Source organism: Sandarakinorhabdus limnophila DSM 17366, assembly GCF_945882885.1.
GTDB lineage: Bacteria > Pseudomonadota > Alphaproteobacteria > Sphingomonadales > Sphingomonadaceae > Sandarakinorhabdus > Sandarakinorhabdus limnophila_A.
This window is the reverse complement of sequence record NZ_CAMCWT010000021.1, coordinates 1-20,951: the sequence shown is the minus strand read 5'-3', so window position 1 is coordinate 20,951 and position 20,951 is coordinate 1. Positions and strand designations below refer to the sequence as shown.

24 protein-coding genes are annotated in these 20,951 nt (G+C 63.5%); 12 read left to right on the top strand and 12 right to left on the bottom strand.

From position 1 onward, the window contains the following. Nucleotides 1-9 precede the first annotated feature (9 nt). On the top strand, nucleotides 10-984 hold the full coding sequence (locus Q7O19_RS06485; RefSeq protein ID WP_303809375.1) for a nitronate monooxygenase family protein: 975 nt from the start codon (nucleotides 10-12) through the stop codon (nucleotides 982-984). Next, nucleotides 981-1,802 (top strand): enoyl-CoA hydratase-related protein, encoded by an 822-nt coding sequence (locus Q7O19_RS06480; RefSeq protein ID WP_303809374.1) that lies wholly within the window; start codon nucleotides 981-983, stop codon nucleotides 1,800-1,802. Before Q7O19_RS06485 ends, Q7O19_RS06480 begins: the two co-directional genes overlap by 4 nt. 3 nt (nucleotides 1,803-1,805) lie before the next feature. On the opposite strand, the gene Q7O19_RS06475 is transcribed toward Q7O19_RS06480, so the two are convergent. Further along, complete coding sequence (locus tag Q7O19_RS06475; RefSeq protein WP_303809372.1) at nucleotides 1,806-2,864, bottom strand: LLM class flavin-dependent oxidoreductase; 1,059 nt, start codon at nucleotides 2,862-2,864, stop codon at nucleotides 1,806-1,808. Further along, a complete protein-coding gene (locus Q7O19_RS06470; protein WP_303809371.1) occupies nucleotides 2,861-3,796 on the bottom strand; it encodes an aldo/keto reductase family oxidoreductase in 936 nt (311 codons plus the stop codon). Before Q7O19_RS06470 ends, Q7O19_RS06475 begins: the two co-directional genes overlap by 4 nt. 29 nt (nucleotides 3,797-3,825) lie before the next feature. Between Q7O19_RS06470 and Q7O19_RS06465 the strand changes: the two genes are divergently transcribed. Together Q7O19_RS06465 and Q7O19_RS06460 are read left to right on the top strand one after the other, a co-directional pair. Beyond that, nucleotides 3,826-4,911 carry a Gfo/Idh/MocA family protein gene (locus Q7O19_RS06465; RefSeq protein WP_303809369.1) on the top strand — a complete coding sequence of 362 codons (1,086 nt, stop codon included), beginning with the start codon at nucleotides 3,826-3,828 and terminating at the stop codon, nucleotides 4,909-4,911. Between the two features lie 170 nt (nucleotides 4,912-5,081). Further along, a complete protein-coding gene (locus tag Q7O19_RS06460; RefSeq protein ID WP_273463413.1) occupies nucleotides 5,082-7,415 on the top strand; it encodes a TonB-dependent receptor in 2,334 nt (777 codons plus the stop codon). Between the two features lie 217 nt (nucleotides 7,416-7,632). Here Q7O19_RS06460 and Q7O19_RS06455 read toward each other — a convergent pair whose 3' ends face one another. Next, nucleotides 7,633-8,025 carry a metallopeptidase family protein gene (locus Q7O19_RS06455; RefSeq protein WP_273463208.1) on the bottom strand — a complete coding sequence of 131 codons (393 nt, stop codon included), beginning with the start codon at nucleotides 8,023-8,025 and terminating at the stop codon, nucleotides 7,633-7,635. A 27-nt stretch (nucleotides 8,026-8,052) separates the two neighbouring features. Between Q7O19_RS06455 and Q7O19_RS06450 the strand changes: the two genes are divergently transcribed. Beyond that, nucleotides 8,053-8,337, top strand: coding sequence for a 4a-hydroxytetrahydrobiopterin dehydratase (locus Q7O19_RS06450; RefSeq protein WP_303809368.1), 285 nt, complete (start codon nucleotides 8,053-8,055; stop codon nucleotides 8,335-8,337). Nucleotides 8,338-8,428: 91 nt separating this feature from the next. On the opposite strand, the gene Q7O19_RS06445 is transcribed toward Q7O19_RS06450, so the two are convergent. From Q7O19_RS06445 to mutM, 8 genes are all read right to left on the bottom strand, one after another. Next, entirely contained in the window at nucleotides 8,429-8,608 is a 180-nt protein-coding gene (locus tag Q7O19_RS06445) for a YegP family protein (protein ID WP_017667178.1), read from the bottom strand. 55 nt (nucleotides 8,609-8,663) lie between these two features. After that, complete coding sequence (locus Q7O19_RS06440; RefSeq protein ID WP_273463205.1) at nucleotides 8,664-8,849, bottom strand: hypothetical protein; 186 nt, start codon at nucleotides 8,847-8,849, stop codon at nucleotides 8,664-8,666. Between the two features lie 15 nt (nucleotides 8,850-8,864). Further along, nucleotides 8,865-9,542, bottom strand: coding sequence for an SIMPL domain-containing protein (locus tag Q7O19_RS06435; RefSeq protein ID WP_303809367.1), 678 nt, complete (start codon nucleotides 9,540-9,542; stop codon nucleotides 8,865-8,867). A 251-nt stretch (nucleotides 9,543-9,793) separates the two neighbouring features. Continuing rightward, complete coding sequence (locus Q7O19_RS06430; RefSeq protein WP_022680278.1) at nucleotides 9,794-10,573, bottom strand: SDR family NAD(P)-dependent oxidoreductase; 780 nt, start codon at nucleotides 10,571-10,573, stop codon at nucleotides 9,794-9,796. Nucleotides 10,574-10,649: 76 nt separating this feature from the next. Further along, complete coding sequence (locus tag Q7O19_RS06425) at nucleotides 10,650-11,510, bottom strand: DMT family transporter (protein WP_303809366.1); 861 nt, start codon at nucleotides 11,508-11,510, stop codon at nucleotides 10,650-10,652. Nucleotides 11,511-11,549: 39 nt separating this feature from the next. Next, complete coding sequence (dnaA, locus tag Q7O19_RS06420) at nucleotides 11,550-12,923, bottom strand: chromosomal replication initiator protein DnaA (protein ID WP_303809407.1); 1,374 nt, start codon at nucleotides 12,921-12,923, stop codon at nucleotides 11,550-11,552. Nucleotides 12,924-13,634: 711 nt separating this feature from the next. Then, complete coding sequence (rpsT, locus tag Q7O19_RS06415) at nucleotides 13,635-13,904, bottom strand: 30S ribosomal protein S20 (protein WP_026090672.1); 270 nt, start codon at nucleotides 13,902-13,904, stop codon at nucleotides 13,635-13,637. A 93-nt stretch (nucleotides 13,905-13,997) separates the two neighbouring features. Beyond that, complete coding sequence (gene mutM / locus Q7O19_RS06410; RefSeq protein WP_303809364.1) at nucleotides 13,998-14,825, bottom strand: bifunctional DNA-formamidopyrimidine glycosylase/DNA-(apurinic or apyrimidinic site) lyase; 828 nt, start codon at nucleotides 14,823-14,825, stop codon at nucleotides 13,998-14,000. Between the two features lie 71 nt (nucleotides 14,826-14,896). Here mutM and Q7O19_RS06405 point away from each other — a divergent pair, with 71 nt between their 5' ends. From Q7O19_RS06405 to Q7O19_RS06380, 6 genes are all read left to right on the top strand, one after another. Next, nucleotides 14,897-15,628: a class I SAM-dependent methyltransferase gene (locus Q7O19_RS06405; RefSeq protein ID WP_303809363.1), complete on the top strand. Its 732-nt coding sequence runs from the start codon at nucleotides 14,897-14,899 to the stop codon at nucleotides 15,626-15,628. Between the two features lies 1 nt (nucleotide 15,629). Continuing rightward, nucleotides 15,630-17,180 carry an AarF/UbiB family protein gene (locus Q7O19_RS06400; protein WP_303809362.1) on the top strand — a complete coding sequence of 517 codons (1,551 nt, stop codon included), beginning with the start codon at nucleotides 15,630-15,632 and terminating at the stop codon, nucleotides 17,178-17,180. 52 nt (nucleotides 17,181-17,232) lie between these two features. Continuing rightward, on the top strand, nucleotides 17,233-17,463 hold the full coding sequence (purS, locus tag Q7O19_RS06395; RefSeq protein WP_303809361.1) for a phosphoribosylformylglycinamidine synthase subunit PurS: 231 nt from the start codon (nucleotides 17,233-17,235) through the stop codon (nucleotides 17,461-17,463). Continuing rightward, nucleotides 17,460-18,125, top strand: coding sequence for a phosphoribosylformylglycinamidine synthase subunit PurQ (gene purQ, locus Q7O19_RS06390; RefSeq protein WP_303809359.1), 666 nt, complete (start codon nucleotides 17,460-17,462; stop codon nucleotides 18,123-18,125). The genes purS and purQ overlap by 4 nt, the downstream gene beginning before the upstream one ends. 238 nt (nucleotides 18,126-18,363) lie before the next feature. Then, the gene (locus Q7O19_RS06385) at nucleotides 18,364-19,452 is read left to right on the top strand and encodes a peptidyl-alpha-hydroxyglycine alpha-amidating lyase family protein (RefSeq protein WP_303809357.1); all 1,089 of its coding nucleotides are present in this window, start codon (nucleotides 18,364-18,366) and stop codon (nucleotides 19,450-19,452) included. Between the two features lie 89 nt (nucleotides 19,453-19,541). After that, entirely contained in the window at nucleotides 19,542-20,465 is a 924-nt protein-coding gene (locus tag Q7O19_RS06380) for an MBL fold metallo-hydrolase (RefSeq protein ID WP_303809355.1), read from the top strand. A gap of 74 nt (nucleotides 20,466-20,539) precedes the next feature. Here Q7O19_RS06380 and Q7O19_RS06375 read toward each other — a convergent pair whose 3' ends face one another. After that, complete coding sequence (locus tag Q7O19_RS06375; protein ID WP_303809353.1) at nucleotides 20,540-20,674, bottom strand: hypothetical protein; 135 nt, start codon at nucleotides 20,672-20,674, stop codon at nucleotides 20,540-20,542. A gap of 122 nt (nucleotides 20,675-20,796) precedes the next feature. Here Q7O19_RS06375 and Q7O19_RS06370 point away from each other — a divergent pair. After that, a partial coding sequence (locus tag Q7O19_RS06370; protein WP_303809406.1) for a helix-turn-helix domain-containing protein occupies nucleotides 20,797-20,951 on the top strand: 155 nt, incomplete at its 3' end.

Below are 20,951 nucleotides of genomic sequence, written 5' to 3'. Positions count from 1 at the left end.
AAATGATCCATGAAGACGCGCATCACCGAAATGTTCGGCATCGAACACCCGGTCATCCAGGGTGGCATGCACTATGTCGGCTTTGCCGAGATGGCCGCCGCCGTCTCCAATGCTGGCGGGCTGGGTGTCATCACCGGCCTCACGCTCGGTACGTCGGAAAAACTGGCCGCCGAAATCGCTCGCTGCCGCGAGATGACCGACAAGCCGTTCGGCGTGAACCTCACCTTCCTGCCCAGCGTGACCCCACCCGATTATCCCGGCCTGATCAAATCGATCATCGAAGGCGGCGTGAAGGTGGTGGAAACAGCCGGCAACAACCCGGCGAAATGGCTGCCCGCGCTGAAAGAGCATGGCATCAAGGTCATCCATAAATGCACCAGCGTGCGTCACAGCCTGAAGGCCGAAGCCATCGGCTGCGACGCTGTTTCGGTGGACGGTTTCGAATGCGGCGGCCACCCCGGTGAGGATGACGTGGGCAACTGGGTGCTGCTGCCGCGCGCCGCCGAGGAGCTGAAAATCCCCTTCGTCGCCTCGGGCGGTGTCGCCAACGGCAAGCAGCTGGCCGCCGCCCTGTGCATGGGCGCCGATGGCGTCAACATGGGCACCCGCTTCATCGCCACCAAGGAAGCCCCGGTGCACCAGAATGTGAAGGACGCGCTGGTGGCGGCGACCGAACTTGATACCCGCCTGATCATGCGCCCGCTGCGCAACACCGAGCGCGTGCTGAACAACGCCGCCGTCGAACGCCTGCTGGAAAAGGAACGCACGCTGGGCAACGCGCTGAAGTTCGAGGACATCATCGAGGAAGTCGCCGGCGTGTACCCCAGGATCATGAAGAACGGCGACATGGATGCCGGCGGCTGGTCGTGCGGCCAGGTCGTGGGCCTGATCCACGATATCCCCACCTGCAAGGATCTCATCGAAGGGATGGTGCGCGAGGCCGAGGAAATCATCCGCGGCCGCCTGCAGAAGCTCGTTGCATGAGCGACATCCTTTATGATCTGGCCGACGGGGTGGCGACCATCACCCTCAACAGGCCGGACAAGCTTAACGCGCTCACCCCACAGATGTTTAGCGATTTCTTCGCCGCTGTGGCGAAGGCCGGTGCAGATCCGGAGGCCAAAGTGATCGTGGTCACCGGCGCTGGCCGCGGCTTTTCGGCCGGGCTGGATCTGGCCATCATCGGTGGCGGCGGTAGCGGCGACGTGAGCCCCTTCCCCGATTCAGCCCCGCAATGGGGCGACGACATCGGCCCGACGCTGGCGCCTTATTACAGCGGCGGCTGGCCCACGCTGATCACCTGCCGCAAGCCAACCATTGCGGCCATCAACGGCGCGGCCTTCGGCTGGGGTTTCATCCTCGCCCTGCACTGCGACATCCGCTTTGCCAGCACCTCGGCACTGTTCAACGCCACCTTCGCGCGCATCGGCGTGCCCGGCGAAAAAGGCTCGGCCTGGCTGCTCACCCGCCATATTGGCCAGGCGAAAGCAATGGACCTGCTCTATACCGCCCGCCGTTTCGACGGGACGGAGGCCAAGGCGCTGGGCCTGGTGAATGACGTGTTCGACGATGAAGCACTGCTGCCGCACGTGCAGGAATATGCGCGCAACATCGCGACCTTCAGCGCACCGCGCAGCCTCGCCGCCATTAAGGCGCAGGTGTGGACCGCGCTCGATGAGGATTACAGCACAGCCTTCGCCGCTGCTGACAAGGAACAGCACCTCGCCACGCAAACGCAGGATTTCCGCGAAGCCTTCACCAGCTATCGCGAGAAGCGCGCGCCCCGTTACACGGGGCGCTGAGCCTCACATCACCAGCGGGCCGTGCTCCAGTTTCGGCAGCACGTGGCGGCTGAACAGATCGGCTTCGCGGGCGTGCGGGTAGCCGGAGAGGATGAAGGCTTCCATGCCGGCGGCCTGATAGGCCTTCAGCTTGGCGACGATCTGATCGGGATCGCCGACCAGCGCAGCGCCGCAGCCCGACCGGGCCCGGCCAATGCCGGTCCACAGATTGTCCTCGACATAGCCATCGCTGGCCTTGTCACGCAGCTCGGCCTGGCGCTGGGCGCCGACGGACTGGCTGTCGAGCGACTTGGCGCGGATGGCATCGCCGGTGGCGGCGTCGAGTTTGGAGAGCAGGTGATCGGCGGCTTCGCGGGCTTGCGCCTCGGTCTCGCGCACGATCACGTGGACGCGGTAGCCGAACTTCAGTGTGCGGCCACGCTTGGCGGCGCGGGCGGTCATGTCGGCGACCACTTCCTTCACCTTGTCCATCGTGTCGGGCCACATCAGATAGACATCGGCGGCTTCGGCAGCGGCTTCACGCGCGTCTTCGGACAGGCCGCCGAAATAGAGCGGTGGGCATTTGCCGGAGACAGTATTCACATTGGGTGGCGGCAGCTGCAGCTTGTAGAACTCGCCCTGATGATCGAGTGCGTTGCCGTTAAGCAAGGTCTTCAGGATCTTCATCACCTCGACCGTGCGGTCATAGCGCGGCTTGGAGGCCAGCACTTCGCCCGGCATGTCGGACGAGATGATGTTCACCGTCAGGCGGCCACCCAGGATCTGATCGAGCGTCGCGATCTGGCGGGCCAGCTGCGGCGGCCAAGTTTCGCCCACCCGGATCGCCATCAGCAGGCGGATGCGGTGGGTGAGCGCGGCGATGGCGCCGGCAAACATCTGCGTGTCGATGCCAAGCTGATAGCCGCTGGGCAGCAGGATATTGTCAAACCCGCCCTTTTCGGCGGTCAGCACGATATTGCGGCAATGTTCCCAGCTGGAGCGCAGGCCGGGATCGGGCACGCCCAGAAACTCATAATCATCGTCGCACAGCGCGGAAAACCAGCTGATTTCAGGGCCACTCATGGCAGATTTTCCCCAAGCGATGCGACCAGAATGGCGTACCATTCCGCACGCGTGAACGTCACCTTGAAGGCATCGGCGGCCTCGGCAATGCGCGCCGGGTTCTGGCTGCCCACGATCGGCGTGATGCCGGCCGGATGCGCCAGCACCCACGCATAAACGGTGGCAGCGGTGCTCACGCCGAATTTCTGCCCGTGCGCCGCCAGCGCCGCCTTGACCCGGATCAAGCGTTCGTCTTCGGATGTCTTGCGGCCCGGGCGCGGATCGCCGTCGCCCAGCCGGCCCTGCCCCAGCGGCGACCAGCCCAGAACGGCCTGACCCATCTCCATGGCCAGATCGAGCGTGCCATCGAACAGCGGGTTCAGCGCCAGCACCGAGAATTCCGGTTGGGTGGAGACCAACGGCGCCTTCAGATGCGCGGCCAGCGCGCGGGTTTGCGCGGGCGTGAAGTTGGAGACGCCAACTGCGCCGATCTTGCCGGCCTGCACCTGCGCGTCCAGCGTGGCGGCGACATCGGCCGGGTGGGTGAGCATGTCGGGCCGGTGAATCTGCCACAGGTCGATGCGTTCGACGCCTATGCGGGTGAGCGAGGCGTCAATGGCGGCGACAAGATATTCGGGCGAGGAGTCGTACGGCACGCCCATGCTGATGCCGCCCTTCGACGCTAGCACGATCTGGCCGCGCAGGGCCGGCGCCGCCTTAAACACGCGACCCAGCAGAGCTTCGGATGCGCCGAACGGCTCATCATTATCCGGCCCGTAAATGTCGGCCGTATCGAAGAAATTGATGCCGGCGGCCAGCGCCGCCTCGCAGCGCGCGTGCGCGGCTGCCACATCATCGCCGGCAAAGCGCCACATGCCCCAGGCCAACGGGCTCACCTGAAATTTGGACTTGCCCAGCGGGCGGCGATTGGGGCTTAGAGCGATCTGCGACATCTTGGCTTGATAGACTGAAGGACGGGTAGATGGGAAGCACCGACAGTATTCGCTGGGGCATTGTTGGCACCGGTATGATGGCGCTGGAACATGTAGCCAATATCCAGCTGCTGGGCGACGGTACCATTACTGCCATCGCCGATCCGGTGCCGGCCTGCCTCGATCGCGCTGAAAAGACGATCGGACACAGCGTGGCGCGCTTTCCCGATGCGGCTGGGCTGGCCGCGTCGGGCCTGTGCGATGCCGTTGTTGTCGCCTCACCCAATTTCACCCACCGCGCCGTTCTGGGGCCGTTGATGGATGCCGGCCTACACATCCTGTGTGAAAAGCCGCTGGCGACGACGCTGGAAGACGCCAAGGCGGTCGCGGCCGCCGTGAAGGGCTATGACAAGACCTTCTGGACCGCGATGGAATATCGCTTCATGCCGCCGGTCTCCGAATTCGTCAGCCACATCCACGCCGGCAAGGTCGGCAATCTGCAGATGCTGTCCATCCGCGAGCACCGCTTCCCCTTCCTCGTGAAGGTGGGCGACTGGAACCGCTTTTCCATCAACAGCGGCGGCACCATGGTCGAAAAGTGCTGCCACTTCTTCGATCTGATGCGCCACATCGTGAAGGCCGAGCCGGTGCGTGTATATTGCAGCGGCGCCATGGACGTGAATCACAAGGACGAGCGCTACGACGGCAAGACGCCGGATATCATCGACAACAGCTACACGGTGGTGGATTTCGCCAACGGCGTGCGCGCCATGCTGGATCTGTGCATGTTCGCTGATGGCGCCGAGCAGCAGGAAGAGATTCTCGCGACCGGCGACAAGGCACGGCTCGACGTGCTGATCCCGTCCGGCGACATCATCCATTCCCCGCGCGTCGGCTTCATGAACCCCAAGCAGGCGACGCGCTCGCATGTCGAAACTCCGGCCGATGCGCTGGCCGCCGGACAGCATCACGGCTCCACCTTCTTCCAGCACCGTCATTTTGCGGCCGCGGTGCGCGGGCAAGGCCCGGTGATCGTGACGGCCGATGATGGCCTGCGCGCTGTCGCCATCGGGCTGGCGGCCGAGATTTCGGCAAAGGAACACCGCGCCGTGACCATGGCAGAGCTTGGCCTGTAACGCGCAGATTCGAGTGTGACTCTGCTGCCACAGCGTGGCCAGAACTGCACATAAACGCCGTCAGCCCAGATTGACCACGATCAAGAAAGCCTGTCTTGGCAACGCAACAGGCTCACGAAATACTGCTTCGACAAACCGGCAAAAGTCCGGACAGATACAAGGGGAGTGATATGATCCGCCGTTTCTTGATGAGTTACGCCACCATATTGGCCGTGACTGCAGCGCCGGCCTTTGCGCAGACCGTTGCCGAAGACAATGAATCGGTCGAAATCGTCGTCACCGCGCAAAAGCGCAGTGAAAAGCTCCAGGATATTCCGCTCGCCGTGTCGGTGGTGAGTGGCGATGCGCTGGCGCGTCAGGGTGCGCTCAACCTGGAAAACGCCCAATATCTGGTGCCGTCGCTGAACTTCCGCAAGTCGGGCACCAGCATCAATCAGTCGCTTTATATCCGCGGCGTCGGCACGGCGACCTTCAGCCTCGCCGGCGAACCGTCGATCTCCACCGTGCTCGATGGCGTCGTGCTGGCCCGCGCCGGTGAAGCCTTCTCCGATCTGGTCGACATTGATCGCATCGAAGTGCTGCGCGGCCCGCAGGGCACGCTGTTCGGCAAGAACTCCTCTGCCGGCGTGGTCAACATCGTGTCCAAGCGCCCGGGCGACAAACTCGGTGGCTATGCCGAAGGCGGTTGGTTCTTTGGCAACGGCAATGAATATCGCGTGCGCGCCGGCGTTGACGTGCCGCTGAGCGACAGCGTCCGCACCCGCCTGACCGCCTTCTACAGCAATTATGACGGCAACATCTTCAACGATGCAGCCGGCGTAAACCGCCGCGTCAACGGCTATGATCGCTATGGCATCCGCGGCATCATCGAAGCCGACGTGACCGAGACGGTGAAGCTGACGGTGATCGCTGACTGGCGCAAGGCCAACGACGATTGCTGCGCCGAAGTGATTGGCACCGCACCCACCGGCGTGGCTGCGCTGGCGCTGGCCGGCATCAATTTCCAGGGCGATGAAACCCGCACCGTGCGGCACAATCTTGTCACCCGCACCGAAGAAGAAAGCTATGGCATCTCGGCCCAGCTGGATGCCGAAGTCGGCACCCACACTGTGACCTGGATCAGCGCCTGGCGCCGGTATGACAACCGCGAAATCCGTGAAGGCGATTGGGTGGGCGGTGCCTTTGCCGGCCTCGCGCAGCTGCACGATGATGGCCCGCAAACCGGCACCACCTTCAGCCAGGAACTGCGGCTGACGTCGCCCAGCGATCAGGCCTTCACCTATGTGGCCGGCGCCTTCTTCAGCCGCGCTGTAACGGAACGCATCTTCAGCCGCTTTGTCACCCGTTGCGGCAATGCGCCGACGCCGGTTGCGCTGGTCACCTGCGGTTCGCCAGGCTTCCCGGCCGAAAATGTGAGCGGCACCGCCACCTTCGGTTCCGCGTTCGACAACTATGCGCTGTTCGGCCAGGGCACTTATGCCTTCTCCGACAGGCTGCGCGCCATCGTCGGCCTGCGCTTCACGGCGGATGATCTGTCGATCTTCCACAGCCGTGTCGCCTCGCCCAATATCGCGGGCCTGCCGGGCATTCAGCGCAATTTCGATCAGGGCGTCTACGACAGCTCCAACTTCGGCCAGAACAACGGCGATCCGACCCGCAGCAATGGCACCCCGTTCCGCGCCAAGACCAGCGCCACCAACCTGTCGGGCAAGCTGGGCCTGCAATATGACTTCAGCGAAGACGTGATGGCCTATGGCACCTACAGCCGCGGCTACAAGGGCCCGGCCTACAACACCTTCTTCAACCTGAACCCGACGGGCACCAACGTCATCGAGGCCGAAATCGCCGATTCCTATGAAATCGGCCTGAAGAACACGCTGTTCGGCGGCTCGCTGACGCTGAACCTCGCGGCCTTCTATGCCAAGTACGAGAATTTCCAGGCGAACAACCCGGATCTGGTGGCTGGCGTGGTGGTCACCCGCTTCACCAACGCCGGTGACGTATCGACCCGCGGCGTCGAACTGGACTTCGTGTGGCGCCCGGCCAAGGATCTGAACCTGGTGGGCGGCCTCGCCTTCACCGATGCGCAGGTCGATGCCTTCAAGGCACCGCCAGGCGCCGCCGTGATCCCGGCCGGCACGCCGCTGGGTTTTGCGCCGCGCTGGAAGGGCAGCCTGGGCATGGATTACCGCTATCGCACCGGCGGCGCGGTTGATTTCACCCTGGCCGGCAATGTCTCGACCCAGTCCAGCCAGTTGTCGCTGTTCGATGCCAGCCAGGCGCTGCGCGATGCCGGCACGATCGGTGCCTACAGCCTGGTTGATCTGCAATTCGGCTTGGTCGAGAAGGACGACAAGTTCCGCCTGACCTTCATCGTCAAGAACCTGTTTGATCAAAGCTTTGCGGCACAGATCACCAACGGCGGCCCCGGCGGGGCGTTCCGTTACCTGATCCCGCGTGAGGCGGATCGCTATTTCGGCCTGACTGGCCGGGTGAGCTTCTAATCACAGCTGGGCGAGTGAATAGCGCGCAGTGCTATTCACTCGCCCAGCAAGATCGGACGGCGAGCAAAAAAGGGCGGCCCCAACAGGCCGCCCTTTCTTTGACTCGTCCGACGGCGTGGCTCCGCCACGCGCTTCCTGACTTTCTTCGTTCTCGCCCGAAACGGGCTCGCCGGCTCCGCCGCCGGCCGTGCCTGCCAGGCTCAAACTCCGCAGCGCCCTATTCTCCCGCGGCGGCCTCGATCGCGTCCATGGCCTCATCGCTCAACCCGAAATGATGCCCTACTTCGTGCACCAGCACATGGGTGACCAGCAGTTCCAGCGTCTCGCCGCTTTCCACCCACACATCCAGCATGGGGCGGCGATACAGGAAAATCATGTCCGGCAGCGCGCCCGATGGCACATCGCCTTTCATGCCGACATGGCGACCCCAGTAAAGACCGAGCAGATCCCACTCCGTCTCCAGCTGCATTTCGGCCATCACCGTTTCGTCGGGGAAATCCTCCACCTTCAGGATCACGGTGGCGAGGTGGCGGCGGAACTGGTCAGGCAAGCGCTCCACGGCGGCTTGTGCGACCTGTTCGATATCGGCAAGGGTGGGGGCGATCAACATGATCCCACCATAGAGAGGAAGCCGGCCATGGTCGAGAAGCTGGATGACACCGCACGCGCCACGCTCGCCACAAAATTGCCTGACTGGCAGCTGGAGGGCGAGCAACTGAAGCGCAGCTTCCGCTTCAAAGACTTCAACGAGGCCTGGGGCTTCATGAACAGGGTGGCGCTGCTGGCCGAAGCCCAGGATCATCACCCCGAATGGTTCAATGTTTACAACAAGGTCGATATCGCACTGACCACCCACGATGCCAGCGGGCTTTCGGCGCGCGACGTGCGCCTGGCCAAGGCGATTGAGGCGCTGATCGGCTGATCGAAAAGGTAAAAATCGGCAAAACAACAATCGCCAAAACAGCAGGGGCGGCGCCTTGCGGTACCGCCCCTGCTGTCAGCAATGATGCGGATCAATCTTCCTGTTCGACCGTCGGCGCACCGGGACCGTTCTTCTTGATCGATTCGATGGCATTCACCGCGGAGGCCTTCGAAGAATAGCCTTGCGTGGAGAACATCACCTCGCTGTTGTACATGAAGCGCACGCGAAACTCGCCAGCCTTGTCCTTGTAGATTTCGAACTTGTGAGCCATTGCGCCCCTCCCTCAAATTAACTATTTTTGACGTTAATATACCGATTCGCCATCGTCAACCGGGAGACAGCAGGCCGTAGATCACGCAGGCCTGGGCCGTGAGCGGATAGAGCGGCGGCTGCAGCGTCACCTGAACATCGCCAGCCAGTTTTTCCAGCCCCGGCGGAGGCGGCGGCGCTGGCGCGGACATCATGGCGGGGGCGGCATCGGAATAGCGCGCCATGGTGTCGGGCGCCTGCACATCAGCGGCCGGACATTAACCGGCATAGCTGGGCCAGCCGGCCAGCACCTGGGTCTGGCAGACACCGCCCGATGGATCGATGACCTTCACCCCACCCAGCCGAATGCCGGCCGCCGCCGTGGCCAGCCGGGCGCGGCGCGCGGCATCCTTGATCGCCGCTTCATACAGCCAGGTCTTCAGGCCGTTTTCCGGTTCTAGGTTGAACGACGGCGTATCGATCGCTGACGGGCGGGCCGCCACCGCCAGGCGATAGGCGCGTTCCAGCACGTCGGCATCGCGCACCTCAACGCTGAGCACTGCCGTCACTTCATAGGATCCGATCATGTCGGCGCGCTGGTTTTCCACCAGCGTGCCGTCCTTCTGGCGATACTGGTCATAAAGCGGGCGGGTGCTGAGGCTGGTGGTCAGCCGGACACGGTCCTTGCCGAGCGCGGCCAGCGCCGCATCCAGTTCCTTCGCCTTGGCAGTAGCGGCGGTGGTGGCGGCGGCCGCGGTCTTTTCCACAACGGAGAAGAGGGCGGCAAAGCGGGCGCGGTTGGCCGGCACTTCGGCGCGGACATGGCCCATCGCCGCGATGACCGGATCCTTCATCCACCACGGCGCCGGGATGAACGGCTGGCCAATGCTGGCGGGCGGGGTTTGCGCGAAGGCTGGCGCCGCGATCAGGGCAGCGAGGAGGAGCGTGGCTTGCATAGGCAGGATAGTGGCGCGCCGTGTGTTGCGGGATGATGAATGGAAGACATGCGAGTGCGGCCGGCGGCGGATTCGCCGAGCCCGCTGAAGGATTAAAGAAAGAAGGAAGAAGGAAGAAGGAAGAAAGAGCGTGGGGGAGCCGCGCCGTCAGTCGATACAAAAAAGGGCGGCTGGAGCGCCGCCCTTTTCAGTCGTTTGCCGATCTTGCCGGAGCCGGCACATAGCTGCGCTATTTGCGCGCCCAGCTGCGATCAGCGCGGAGCCATCCGGATGCCGCCATCCAAACGGACATCTTCGCCGTTGAAATAGGAGTTCCGGCACATCTCCACCGCCAGCGACGCATATTCCTCCGGGCCGCCCAAACGCTTGGGGAACAGCACGGTGGCCGCCAGCGCAGCCTTCACATTGTCCGGCGCACCTTGCAGCAGGGGCGTGTTGAAGATGCCGGGCAGGATGGTGTTGACGCGAATGCCTTCGCTCGACAGGTCGCGGGCAATCGGCAAGGTCATGCCGACAACGCCGCCTTTCGACGCGGAGTAAGCCGCCTGCCCGATCTGGCCGTCTTCGGCGGCGACCGAAGCGGTGTTGACGATGGCACCGCGCTCACCGTTTTCCATCGGCGGCAGGCTCATCATGCCGGCGGCCGACTTGGCGATGCAGCGGAAGGTGCCGACCAAATTGATCTGGATGATGCGATCAAAGGCATCGATCGGGAAATGCTTGATGCTGCCGTCTTCCTTGGAACGGCTGGCGGTCTTGATGGCGTTGCCAGTGCCGGCGCAGTTGATCAGGATCCGCTCCTGGCCGATGGCGGCACGGGCCTTGGCAAAACCGGCATCGACCGATTCATCGTTGGTGACGTTGACGTTGCAGAACACGCCGCCGATTTCGGCCGCCATGGCTTCGCCCTTCTCGGCGTTCATGTCGAAAATGGCGACCTTGACGCCTTGGCTTGCCAGCAACCGCGCCGTGGCGGCGCCCAGGCCCGATGCACCGCCGGTAACAACCGCCGAACAACCTTCCAGATTCATGTGAACCTCCCCATGTTTGAAATGTGATGCTCAGCTTATGAGCAGCGCCGCCCCCGCCCGCAACCTTTCCAAACAATCAGCCCGCTTTCTTCAACTGCGCTTCGCGCCAGGCCAGATAGATGGTGGAGGATAGGATCAATGCCCCGCCCCCCAGCGTGAGCGCATCATAGGTCTCGCCAAACAGCAGGATGCCGGCCGCTGTGATGAGGCCGAAGCGCACGAAATCCAGTGGCAGCACGGCGGAGGCTTCGGCCAGCGAGAAGGCCCGGGTCAGCGTGAATTGGCCGATAGCCGCAGCCGCGCCAATGCCGGCCAGCAGCGGCCATACCACCAGCGGCGGCGTTTGCCAGACGAACAGTGCGACCGCCAGGCTGGGGATGGTCGTCAGGATGAAGGTCCATGCCGCCACCGCGCGGGCATCATCCACCCCCACCAGGCTGCGCATGGCCACGATCGAGTAACCGGTGGACACTGCCGACACGATGCCGGCCACGATTCCCGCCGTCAGCGGCAGTTGACCGGGCCGCAGTACCAGCAGCATGCCGACAAAGCCCACGGCAAGCGCCGCGATCCGCCGGGCGCGTATGCGTTCACCCAGGACCAGCACGGCCCCCAGCGTACCAAACAGCGGCGCCGTGTAGTTGATGGCCAGGGTGGTGGCGAGCGGCGCATTGGCCACCGCATAGAAGGTGCCCATCGTGGCAATGAAGCCCGACGTGGCGCGGCCAAGGTGCACCTTCATCCGGTCTCGCCGGATCAGACCGGGCGTGCCGAGCATCATCGGCACCAGGAAGAGCAAACCAATGAAATTACGAAAAAAAACAATCTCAAAACTGTGAAGGTGGCGCGCGGCAAAACGGATCATCACCCACATCGACGCAAAGGCGAAGCAGGAGAGGATGAACCAGAACGGGCCGGAACTTTTTAGGCGCTGCACAACATTGCAGTTAGGCGCTTGGCTGCGGACTGGGAAGCCTCAGCCGTCCAGCAGTCGGGTAAGTGTTGCGACATCGCTATCGATTTCGCCATCGTCAGCGCGCAATTGTTCCACGCGCTTGACCGCGTGCATCACCGTGGTGTGATCCCGCTTGCCGAACCGGCGGCCGATCTCCGGCAGCGAACGCAGCGTCATTTTCTTGGCCAGATACATAGCGATCTGGCGCGGCCGCGCGACTTCGCGGGCCCGGCGTTCGGACAGGAGATCGGCAACCTTGAGACCGTAATAATCGGCAACCTTGCGCTGGATCTCGTCGATGGTCAGTTTCTTCTCGTGGGCGCGCAGAAGATCGGCCAGCGTTTCACGGGTGAATTCAAGGCTTACCGGCTTGTTGACCAGCAGGGCGAAGGCCGTGACGCGGTTCAATGCGCCTTCCAGTTCACGCACGTTGGCGGTGATCTTGCGGGCGAGGAACTCGATCACGTCATCAGGCACAGCGCAGCGGTTGCCAAGCGTGGCGACCTTGGCATGCAGGATGTTCAACCGCAGTTCGTAGTCGGCCGGATTTATATCGGCGACAAGACCCCAGGCCATACGCGACAGGATGCGTTCCTGAATGCCTTCCAGATTCTGTGGGCTGCGATCGGCGGTGATCACCAGGCGTTTTCCGGCCCCGATGATCTCATTCATGGTGTGGAAAAATTCTTCCTGGGTCGATTCCTTGCCGGCAATGAACTGCACGTCGTCGATCATCAACAGATCGACCGAGCGCAGCCGCTGCTTGAAGCTGATCGTGTCTTTGACCCGCATGGCTGCCATGAACTCGACCATGAATTTCTCGGCTGACAGATAGGCGACTTGGGCGCTCGGGTGGTGCGCCAGATAGGCATTGCCGATGGCGTGCATCAGGTGGGTCTTACCCAGCCCGGTGGTGCCATGCAGGAACAGCGGATTAAAGCCCAGCGCGCCCGGCTCGGCCATGGCCAGAGCGGCATTGTAGGCCAATTCGTTGGACTTGCCGACGATGAAATTGTCAAAGCTGTAGCGGGCATCGACCGGGAGCGACTGGGCGGCGGCCGGAGCTGCCGCCTTTGTGGCCGACGGTGTCGCCACCATGGCCTGGCCCTGCTGCACGGCCACACGGCGGAGCGACGGCTGGTGCTGTGACCAATGGCGGCGCAGCAGATCAGCATAATTGCTGGTGACCCAATCAGCGGCAAAGGCCGACGGCGCGGCCAGACGCAGCGTCTCACCGTCGCAGCCGATGAGCGCCAAAGGCGCCAACCAGGCTTCATAGCTGTGATCGCCGGAATCAGCTTTCAAGGCGGCGCGGACACGCGTCCACACGTCACGATCGTTGACGGAAAAGTCGATCGAGCCACCCTGCGGCACTGGCTGAAAGCCAGAAGGCATAACTGATGCAACAGCTGTCGACACGCACCCCTTCCTTCCGCCGCACCTCGGCAATTGACACAAGCCCCCTCAGCAGAGGCACATTTCCGTCCACAACGCACGATACCAGCCGACCGTATTCAGCCAGACACAATTGTCCCAATGCGCCGGAAGCAGGGCACAGCCAGCATCGCGTGTTGCGTGATCGGGTCATTTGGCGTTCATCACGCCGGCCGGGCCAAACCATGTCGCAAATTAAGCAGGGCGGGCGCAGTGCTGCAAGGGACCAATTTCCATCCACAGCCAAATAAAGCTGTTGACAGCCCATCCGGAGATTTACCTTGGAGAGCGCCGCAACTCTCTGATTTTACGTGCCGAATCATTATCGCGTGTAGACACGCTCAGGCAGCGATGAGGGCTAAGCGCTTGGATTTTTGTGTCAAACCAATGACGCTTTGATGACGCCGCAGGATGCGTCGCAGGGTGCGTTGCAGCGCAGCAATTCGCTTGTGCGGTGCAACAAATCACAGCTTGGTCCACTTTCGGGATCAATACCGGCGGTCAAACACCGCGAATCGGCTGTTCCGGTCGCGAATCGCCGGCATCGGCCGCGGATCACTGCCAGGCAGGAAGACACCAGCGATCAACGATTGTGACACGAAAACGGGGCGCTGCCACTTGGCAACACCCCGTTTTGAAACGACTGACCGGCCCGATGGGCGCCGATGATGATCAGGCGGTCGCCAGACCCTTCACGCGGGCCGCGAGGCGGCTGATCTTGCGCGACACGGTGTTCTTGTGAAGCACACCCTTGGCGACGCCGCGCATCATTTCCGGCTGGGCAGCCTTCAGCGCTTCAGCAGCGGCAGCGGCATCACCGGCAGCAAGGCTCGATTCCACCTTCTTCACAAAGGTGCGGATGCGGCTGACGCGCGCCTTGTTAATCGCGGCGCGGCGGTCGTTGCGGCGGATGCGCTTTTCAGCCTGGGGCGTGTTGGCCATGTTTTCCTGCAAGTCTGTTCAATGGTGGGCAGGCACCAGCCTTTGAGGGGCCGCGCCGGAAGGTGAGCGCCTTAAGCGAGGGCTGGCCTGCGGTCAAGTCTTGTCGCGCGGTTGGCACTGCGGACAGAGGAAGCTGGAGCGGCCGGACTGCACGATGCGGGCCACCGGCGTGGCACAGGCAACGCAAGCCTGCCCTTCGCGGCCATAGACGGCAAAGTCTTTCTGGAAATAGCCCAGCGTGCCGTCGGGCGCCGCATGATCGCGCAAGGTGGAGCCGCCCGCCGCAATCGCCTCGGCCAACACCTGCGGGATGGCAGGCGCCAACCGTTTGAGCTGCGCGGCCGATACAACGCCACCGGGTGTTTCGGGATGAATACCGGCACGATAGAGCGCCTCGCACACATAGATGTTACCCAGGCCCGCGATCAGCCGCTGATCGAGCAGGATCACCTTGGCTGGGGCAAGCCTGTCGGCAAAGATGCGCATGAGCAACGGCAGGCCATAGTCAGGCCCAAGCGGCTCCGGACCAATATTGGCGAGCAGCGGATGCGCCGCAGCGTCTGCCGTCGCCACTAGATCAAGGCTGCCAAAGCGCCGGGCATCGTTAAAGGCCACCACCCGGCCGTTGCCGGTTTCGAACACGACATGATCATGTTTTTCAAGGACTTCCGGATCCACCCGCATCCGCCCCGACATGCCGAGATGGATGATCAGCGTATCGCCGCGATCGGTCTCCACCAGGCCATATTTGGCGCGCCGGTCCAGCCGGGTGACGATAGCCCCGGTCAGTCGCTGGCCCAGCGCCTCCGGCAACGGCCGGCGCAGATCGGGCCGATTGGCAATGACACGGGTGAAGCGTTGGCCTTCCCACACTGGGGTCAGGCCGCGCATCACGGTTTCGACTTCGGGAAGCTCGGGCATAGCCGCGACATAGGCGGCGTTTGCATGGCCGCCAAGCCTCGGCTAAGCCGCCGATGCGAAAAGGACAGGCGATGACAGACACCGTCAGCTTTGGATATGAAGAGGTTGCACCTGAGGAGAAAACCCGCCGCGTGGGCGACGTTTTCCGTTCTGTGGCAAAGCGTTACGACGTCATGAATGATCTGATGTCGGCCGGCATGCACCGGGTATGGAAGGATGATTTCGTCCGCCGGGTACACCCGCGTCCCGGTGAGGACGTTCTCGACATGGCCGGCGGCACCGGGGACATCGCGTTCCGGATGGAAAAGTCCGGCGCCAATGTAACGGTGGCCGATATCAACCCCGCCATGCTGGAAGTGGGCATGGAGCGCGCCGCCGAAAAGGGCCTGACCAGCCTGATCTGGCGCGAGGAAAATGCAGAAACCCTGAGTTTCCCGAGCCTTAGCTTTGATGCCTACACCATCGCCTTTGGCATCCGCAACGTCACCGACATCCCGGCTGCATTGAAGGAAGCGCACCGCGTGCTGCGTTATGGCGGGCGCTTCTTCTGCCTGGAATTTTCCAGCACGACCTGGCCCGGTTTCGCCGAAGTCTATGATATATATTCGGAAAAACTGGTGCCGCGCATTGGGGAAATGGTGGCCAAGGATGGCGAGAGCTACCGCTATCTGATCGAATCGATTCGGCGCTTTCCCAAGATGCCGGAATTCGCTGCCATGATCAGCGCGGCCGGTTTCTCCCAGGTCAAATACACGCCGATCCTGGGCGGCGCGGTCGCCATCCATTCGGGATGGAAGGTCTGATTTGATCGCCATCGTCCACCTGTGGCGGCTGTTGAAATGGGGCCGGCGGCTGGCGCGCAGTGGCGGGCTGCGTCCCTTTGAGGACCGGCGGCTGCCGTTTGCTGTACGGCTGCTGGCAAAAGTCGCGCGCTTCGGTACTGGCGCCCCCACCACCCCCGATTTCGCCGCCGGCCTGGCCGCCGTTGGTCCCGCCGCGATCAAATTGGGCCAAGCGCTTGCGACCCGCCCCGATCTGATTGGCCTCGAAGCCGCCACCGATCTGGCACGGCTGCAGGACGCCGTGCCCCCTGCCCCGTTCAGCACGATCGAGCCGATCCTGAACGCCATCTATGGCGGCGACTGGAGAACCCAGTTCCAGTCGATCGAACCCGAAGCCGTAGGTGCGGCTTCCATCGCCCAGGTCCACAAGGGCGTCACGTCGGGTGGCCGCACCGTTGCCATCAAGCTGCTGCGCCCCGGCATCGAGGCCGAAGTGTCCTCCGCTCTCGCCACCTATGAATGGGGCGCCGGCCATATTGAAACACTGGGCGGCGAATTTGCCCGCCTGCGACCGCGCGCCGTGATTGCCACCTTCAAGAGCTGGATCGAAGCCGAGCTCGATCTGCGCCGCGAAGCCGCCAATGCGTCAGAATTGGGCGAGATCCTGGCCGGCGAGCCCGATTACGTCGTGCCCGGCATCGATTGGCAGCGCTCCAGCCGGCGCGTGCTAGTGATCGACTGGATCGACGGCGTGAAGGTGTCGGACCGGGCCGCACTGGCCGCGCTCGATATCGATCGGCCGGCCCTGGCCCGCGTGCTGGTCAACGGCTTCCTCGCCCAGGCCATCGCCAAGGGCTTCTTCCACGCCGATCTGCATCAGGGCAATCTGTTCGTCATCCCGCCCAGCGTTGGCCGTGATGGGGGCATCGATCATGCCCGCATCGGCGTCATCGATTTCGGCATCATGGGCCGCATCAACCGCCGCGCGCGACTGTATCTGGCCGAGATCCTGCACGGCCTCGTCACCGGCAATTATGCCCGCGTCGCCGAGATTCATTTCGAAGCCGGCTATGTGCCGCCGCACCACAATCCGGCGGCCTTTGCCACGGCGCTGCGCGCTGTCGGCGAGCCGATCCGCGGTCGCCAGGCGAAGGACATCGCCATCACCGATCTGCTCGAAGGCCTGTTCTCCATCACCCGCAGTTTCGACATGCCGGTGCAGCCGCACCTGCTGCTGTTGCAGAAAACCATGGTGATGGTGGAAGGCGTCGCACTCACCATCGATCCGCACGTCAATATGTGGGAAGTGGCGGAGCCTTATGTGCGCAACTGGGTGCGCGACGAGATGGGTCCGGAAGCGGTGATCGCCGACCGGCTGGTGCTGAACGCCCGCGCGCTCAGCCAGTTGCCGCGCATCTTCCGCCAGTGGGTCGCCGAAAATCCCATGCCCGGCGCCGCCCCGCCGCAAGCGCCACTGCCGCCGCTGCCGGAGAAGAGCGTCGGCGGCTGGTCGACGCCCTGGCTGCTGCTGGCGGCCGGGCTGGGCGCGGCAGCGGCTGTTTTGCTGAGCTGAAATCAGCCTCCACCGCTTGCACCCCGCGCGCGTTCAGCCTATGGCCGCGCCCATGAAAGCCACCGTCACTGTCACCCTGAAAAATGGCGTGCTCGACCCGCAGGGTCGGGCCATCGAATCGGCCCTGAAGGGCCTGGGTTTCGAAGGGGTGGGCGACGTCCGCGCCGGCAAGATCATCGAGCTGGAACTGGCCGACGGCACCAGTCGCGAAGCGGTCGAAGCCATGGCTCGCCAGCTGCTCGCCAACACCGTGATCGAGAATTTCCGGATCGAAATGCCGTGAAGGCCGCGGTCATCGTCTTCCCCGGTTCCAACTGCGATCGGGATCTGGCCGATGCCATCACCAAGGTGACCGGCACCGCGCCCCAGATGGTGTGGCACGCCGAAACCAGCCTGCCCGACGGCCTTGATTTCATCGGCATCCCCGGCGGATTTTCCTATGGCGATTATCTGCGCTCCGGCGCCATGGCGGCGCGCTCGCCGGTGATGCAGGCCGTGGTCCAGGCCGCCGGCGAAGGCCGCACGGTGCTGGGCATCTGCAACGGCTTCCAGGTACTCACCGAAACCGGCCTGCTGCCCGGCGCCCTGATGCGCAACGCCGGCCTCAACTTCGTCTGCCGCGAAGTCCGGCTCGAAGTGGTGAACAGCCAATCCATCTTCACCAGCCGCTATGCCGCCGGCGAAACGGTGACCATCCCCGTCGCCCACCACGACGGCAATTATTTCGCCGACGAACACACGCTGAACCGCCTTGAAGGCGAAGGCCGCGTCGCCTTTCGCTACGCCGAACCCGTCAACGGCTCGGCCCGCGCCATCGCCGGCATTCTCAACGACGCCGGCAACGTGCTCGGCATGATGCCCCACCCGGAACGGCTGATCGAAGACGCCCAGGGCGGCACCGATGGGCGCCGGATGTTCGAAGCGGTGCAGGGGGCGCTGGGGTAAGTAACAGAGGCCTCCGGCGGGCAGAGGCTGGGCCCCTGCACCCACTTTCGATTTCAGGCAGCACTCGATGACCGAATGGCGCCGCCATGCTGGTCATCCAGACGACCAAAACGCCACCCGCAGACATAGATTGGCTGGGTAAGGCGTGAACTGGCCCGGTGAACCGGCGTTTCGAAGAGACCTACCCTATTGAGCGCAGAGCCCGTATATCAGGCCTGACTTCAGGGGGAGACGCATCATGCTGCGAGCGATTGGTCTTTGTGCTGGGCTGCTGGCAACGGCAAGCGCCGCGCAGGAAGTCCCGGAAATCCGCTTCGACGCCGTTGATTTCCTGAAACCCCCGGCCGATCTCCACATGGGCGAAGTCGCCGGGGTTGCACTGGGCAAGGCAGGCCAGGTTTACGTGTTCCAGCGCGGCAACACGCAAGGCCCGGCCTATGCAGCGGCCGCTGCCCAGTTGCTCGAATTCGATGCAAATGGGCGTTACGTGCGCGAGATCGGGCACAATCTCTACGCCTGGTCCTATGCCCATGCGACGCGGGTCGATGCCGGCGGCAATATCTGGGTGGCCGACAAGGGTTCGAACATGGTGGTGAAATTCGCGCCAACCGGTCGCGTCGCCATGGTGTTCGGCCGCAAGCCCGAAGCCAGCGACGAGAACGCCCGCCCGCTCGAACATCCCAAGCCGCCGCTGCCCGCCGTTGATGGCCAGTTCCGCGAAGTGACCGACATGGCGTGGGACAGCCAAGGCAACACCTATATCAGCGACGGCTACATCAATTCGCGTGTGGCCAAAGTGGCGCCCGATGGCCGCTGGCTGGGCTCATGGGGCAGCTTTGGCAGCGCGCCCGGCCAGTTTAGCACACTGCATTCGATTGCGGTCGATGGCCAAGACCAGGTCTATGTTGCCGACCGCGGCAACCGGCGTATCCAGGTGTTCGATACCGCCGGGAACCTGCTGCGGATCATCCAGATCAACGTCCCGGCGCCCGCGGACGCGCCGGTGGCGATCGGCAACCGCCCAGTGGTACCGCCAGCCGGCCCCGACGCAGCGCCGAACAAGACGATGATGCCGGGTGCGCCGTGGGCGCTGTGCATCACGCCGCGCGACCGCGACGGCAATCAGATCTTGTATGTCGCCGATGCGTGGCCGGGGCGCATTTACAAGCTGGCGCTGGATGGGAAGGTGCTGGGCTGGCTCGGTGGGTCGGGCAAGCAAATCAAGCAGTTTGGCTGGATCCACGAGATTGCCTGTCCGTCGGAGAATGAGCTTTACGTCGCGGAATTGCTCAACTGGCGACTCCAGAAACTCACGCTGCGGCCCTAGCCGCCGCCGGTCGGGCAGAGCGGCCGGGGCTTGATCGGTCTTGCCACGGCAAATCCGCGCCCCACCCGCAATGCAGGGAGCCAATCACTATGCACACGCGCCGACAGATGCTCGCCCTCGCCGGCGCTGCTGCACTCATGCCTTACCGTCTGGCCGCCCAGCCGCTCCCCGATCAACTCGTGCTGCTGGGCACCGGCGGCGGCCCGACTCCGAAGGCCTTGCGGGCTGCGCCGAGCATGGCGTTGATGATTGGCGGGCAACTCCACATCATCGATGCCGGCAATGGCGTTGCGCGGCAGGCGGCGTTGGCGGGGTTGCCGCTGAAGAATCTGGCGCATGTGTGGATCACGCATCTGCACAATGATCATGTGGCGGACGCGTTTACTTTGCCATGGCTGGCGTGGAGTGGGGCGTTGACGACCCCGGTGGCGGTGCATGGGCCCAAGGGCATGAAGAAGATGGCGCGCGATTGGCTGCGCTTTGCCCGGGTGGATATCGAGACGCGGATGGCGGACGAGGGCCGGCCGGACCTGCGCAAGATGATCAGCGTAGCCGAGGTACAGCCGGGCGTGCAGTTGGAAGCGGGCGGCCTGAAGGTGACGGCGGCGCGGGTGCAGCATCCGCCGTTGGTTGACAGCTTCGCCTATCGCTTTGACTGGGGGGGCAAATCGGTGGTGTGGTCGGGCGATACGCGGCCGTGCCAGGCGTTGATCGATCTGGCGCGGGGGGCGGATTTCTTGGTGCAGGAAGTGATGTATCTGCCGGCGATGGAGCGGCTGATTGCCTCTGAATCGAATGCGCCAACCTTGCGCGCGCATCTGCTGGCCAGCCACACGCTGGCGGAACAGGCTGGCGAGATCGCGGCGGCGGCGGGCGTGAAGACCCTCGTGCTCAGCCATTTCGTGCCGGGCGGCGATGCCAGCGTGACCGATGACATGTGGCAGACGGCGGCGGCCAAGGCGTTTGCTGGCCGCATCATCGTTGGCCGTGATCTGTTGCGCCTGATGCTGTGATGGCGGCGCTGCCGGTGGGCGGCGGGGCCTGATCGGAAATCCATTCTTAACGGCTGCGATTCTCCCGGCTTGCGTCAGGAGATGCGTCCATCCTGGTGCGAGTCACCGCCGGGGTGGGCGGACGTGTTTTGCAAAATCAACGGCTTGGCGGAATCGATGCCAAGGGCTTGCCAGAAACGCAATCTTTTCTTAATAATATTGAAACGCACGTGGATTGTTCCCCGGTTCAGGGAGGCTTAGAGCGAATTTCGACGTCGTTGAATCGATGAGGGATTCCCAAGCGGGCTGAGATCTGATTCAGAATCCTTGCTGGTGAAGGAGGCCGGCAGGAATGGGTCGGGCCTTATCGGTGGATTTGCGGGAACGAGTGATTGCAGCGATCGACGGCGGGCTGTCCTGCCGGGCAGCGGCGACACGCTTCGGGGTGAGCGCTGCAAGCGCGATCCGCTGGCGGCAGCTTGCGCTGCGTACCGGAAAGGTAATGCC

Bases quoted from the DNA above. Each gene is read 5' to 3' on its own strand.
- Q7O19_RS06475 (WP_303809372.1), bottom strand. From the start codon at position 2,864: ATGAGTGGCCCTGAAATCAGCTGGTTTTCCGCGCTGTGCGACGATGAT.
- Q7O19_RS06460 (WP_273463413.1), top strand. From the start codon at position 5,082: ATGATCCGCCGTTTCTTGATGAGTTACGCCACCATATTGGCCGTGACT.
- Q7O19_RS06445 (WP_017667178.1), bottom strand. From the start codon at position 8,608: ATGGCTCACAAGTTCGAAATCTACAAGGACAAGGCTGGCGAGTTTCGC.
- Q7O19_RS06385 (WP_303809357.1), top strand. From the start codon at position 18,364: ATGCTGCGAGCGATTGGTCTTTGTGCTGGGCTGCTGGCAACGGCAAGC.
- Q7O19_RS06450 (WP_303809368.1), top strand. From the start codon at position 8,053: ATGGTCGAGAAGCTGGATGACACCGCACGCGCCACGCTCGCCACAAAA.
- Q7O19_RS06480 (WP_303809374.1), top strand. From the start codon at position 981: ATGAGCGACATCCTTTATGATCTGGCCGACGGGGTGGCGACCATCACC.
- Q7O19_RS06455 (WP_273463208.1), bottom strand. From the start codon at position 8,025: ATGTTGATCGCCCCCACCCTTGCCGATATCGAACAGGTCGCACAAGCC.
- mutM (WP_303809364.1), bottom strand. From the start codon at position 14,825: ATGCCCGAGCTTCCCGAAGTCGAAACCGTGATGCGCGGCCTGACCCCA.
- Q7O19_RS06430 (WP_022680278.1), bottom strand. From the start codon at position 10,573: ATGAATCTGGAAGGTTGTTCGGCGGTTGTTACCGGCGGTGCATCGGGC.
- Q7O19_RS06470 (WP_303809371.1), bottom strand. From the start codon at position 3,796: ATGTCGCAGATCGCTCTAAGCCCCAATCGCCGCCCGCTGGGCAAGTCC.
- Q7O19_RS06405 (WP_303809363.1), top strand. From the start codon at position 14,897: ATGACAGACACCGTCAGCTTTGGATATGAAGAGGTTGCACCTGAGGAG.
- Q7O19_RS06435 (WP_303809367.1), bottom strand. From the start codon at position 9,542: ATGCAAGCCACGCTCCTCCTCGCTGCCCTGATCGCGGCGCCAGCCTTC.
- Q7O19_RS06380 (WP_303809355.1), top strand. From the start codon at position 19,542: ATGCACACGCGCCGACAGATGCTCGCCCTCGCCGGCGCTGCTGCACTC.
- dnaA (WP_303809407.1), bottom strand. From the start codon at position 12,923: ATGCCTTCTGGCTTTCAGCCAGTGCCGCAGGGTGGCTCGATCGACTTT.
- Q7O19_RS06485 (WP_303809375.1), top strand. From the start codon at position 10: ATGAAGACGCGCATCACCGAAATGTTCGGCATCGAACACCCGGTCATC.
- rpsT (WP_026090672.1), bottom strand. From the start codon at position 13,904: ATGGCCAACACGCCCCAGGCTGAAAAGCGCATCCGCCGCAACGACCGC.
- purS (WP_303809361.1), top strand. From the start codon at position 17,233: ATGAAAGCCACCGTCACTGTCACCCTGAAAAATGGCGTGCTCGACCCG.
- Q7O19_RS06465 (WP_303809369.1), top strand. From the start codon at position 3,826: ATGGGAAGCACCGACAGTATTCGCTGGGGCATTGTTGGCACCGGTATG.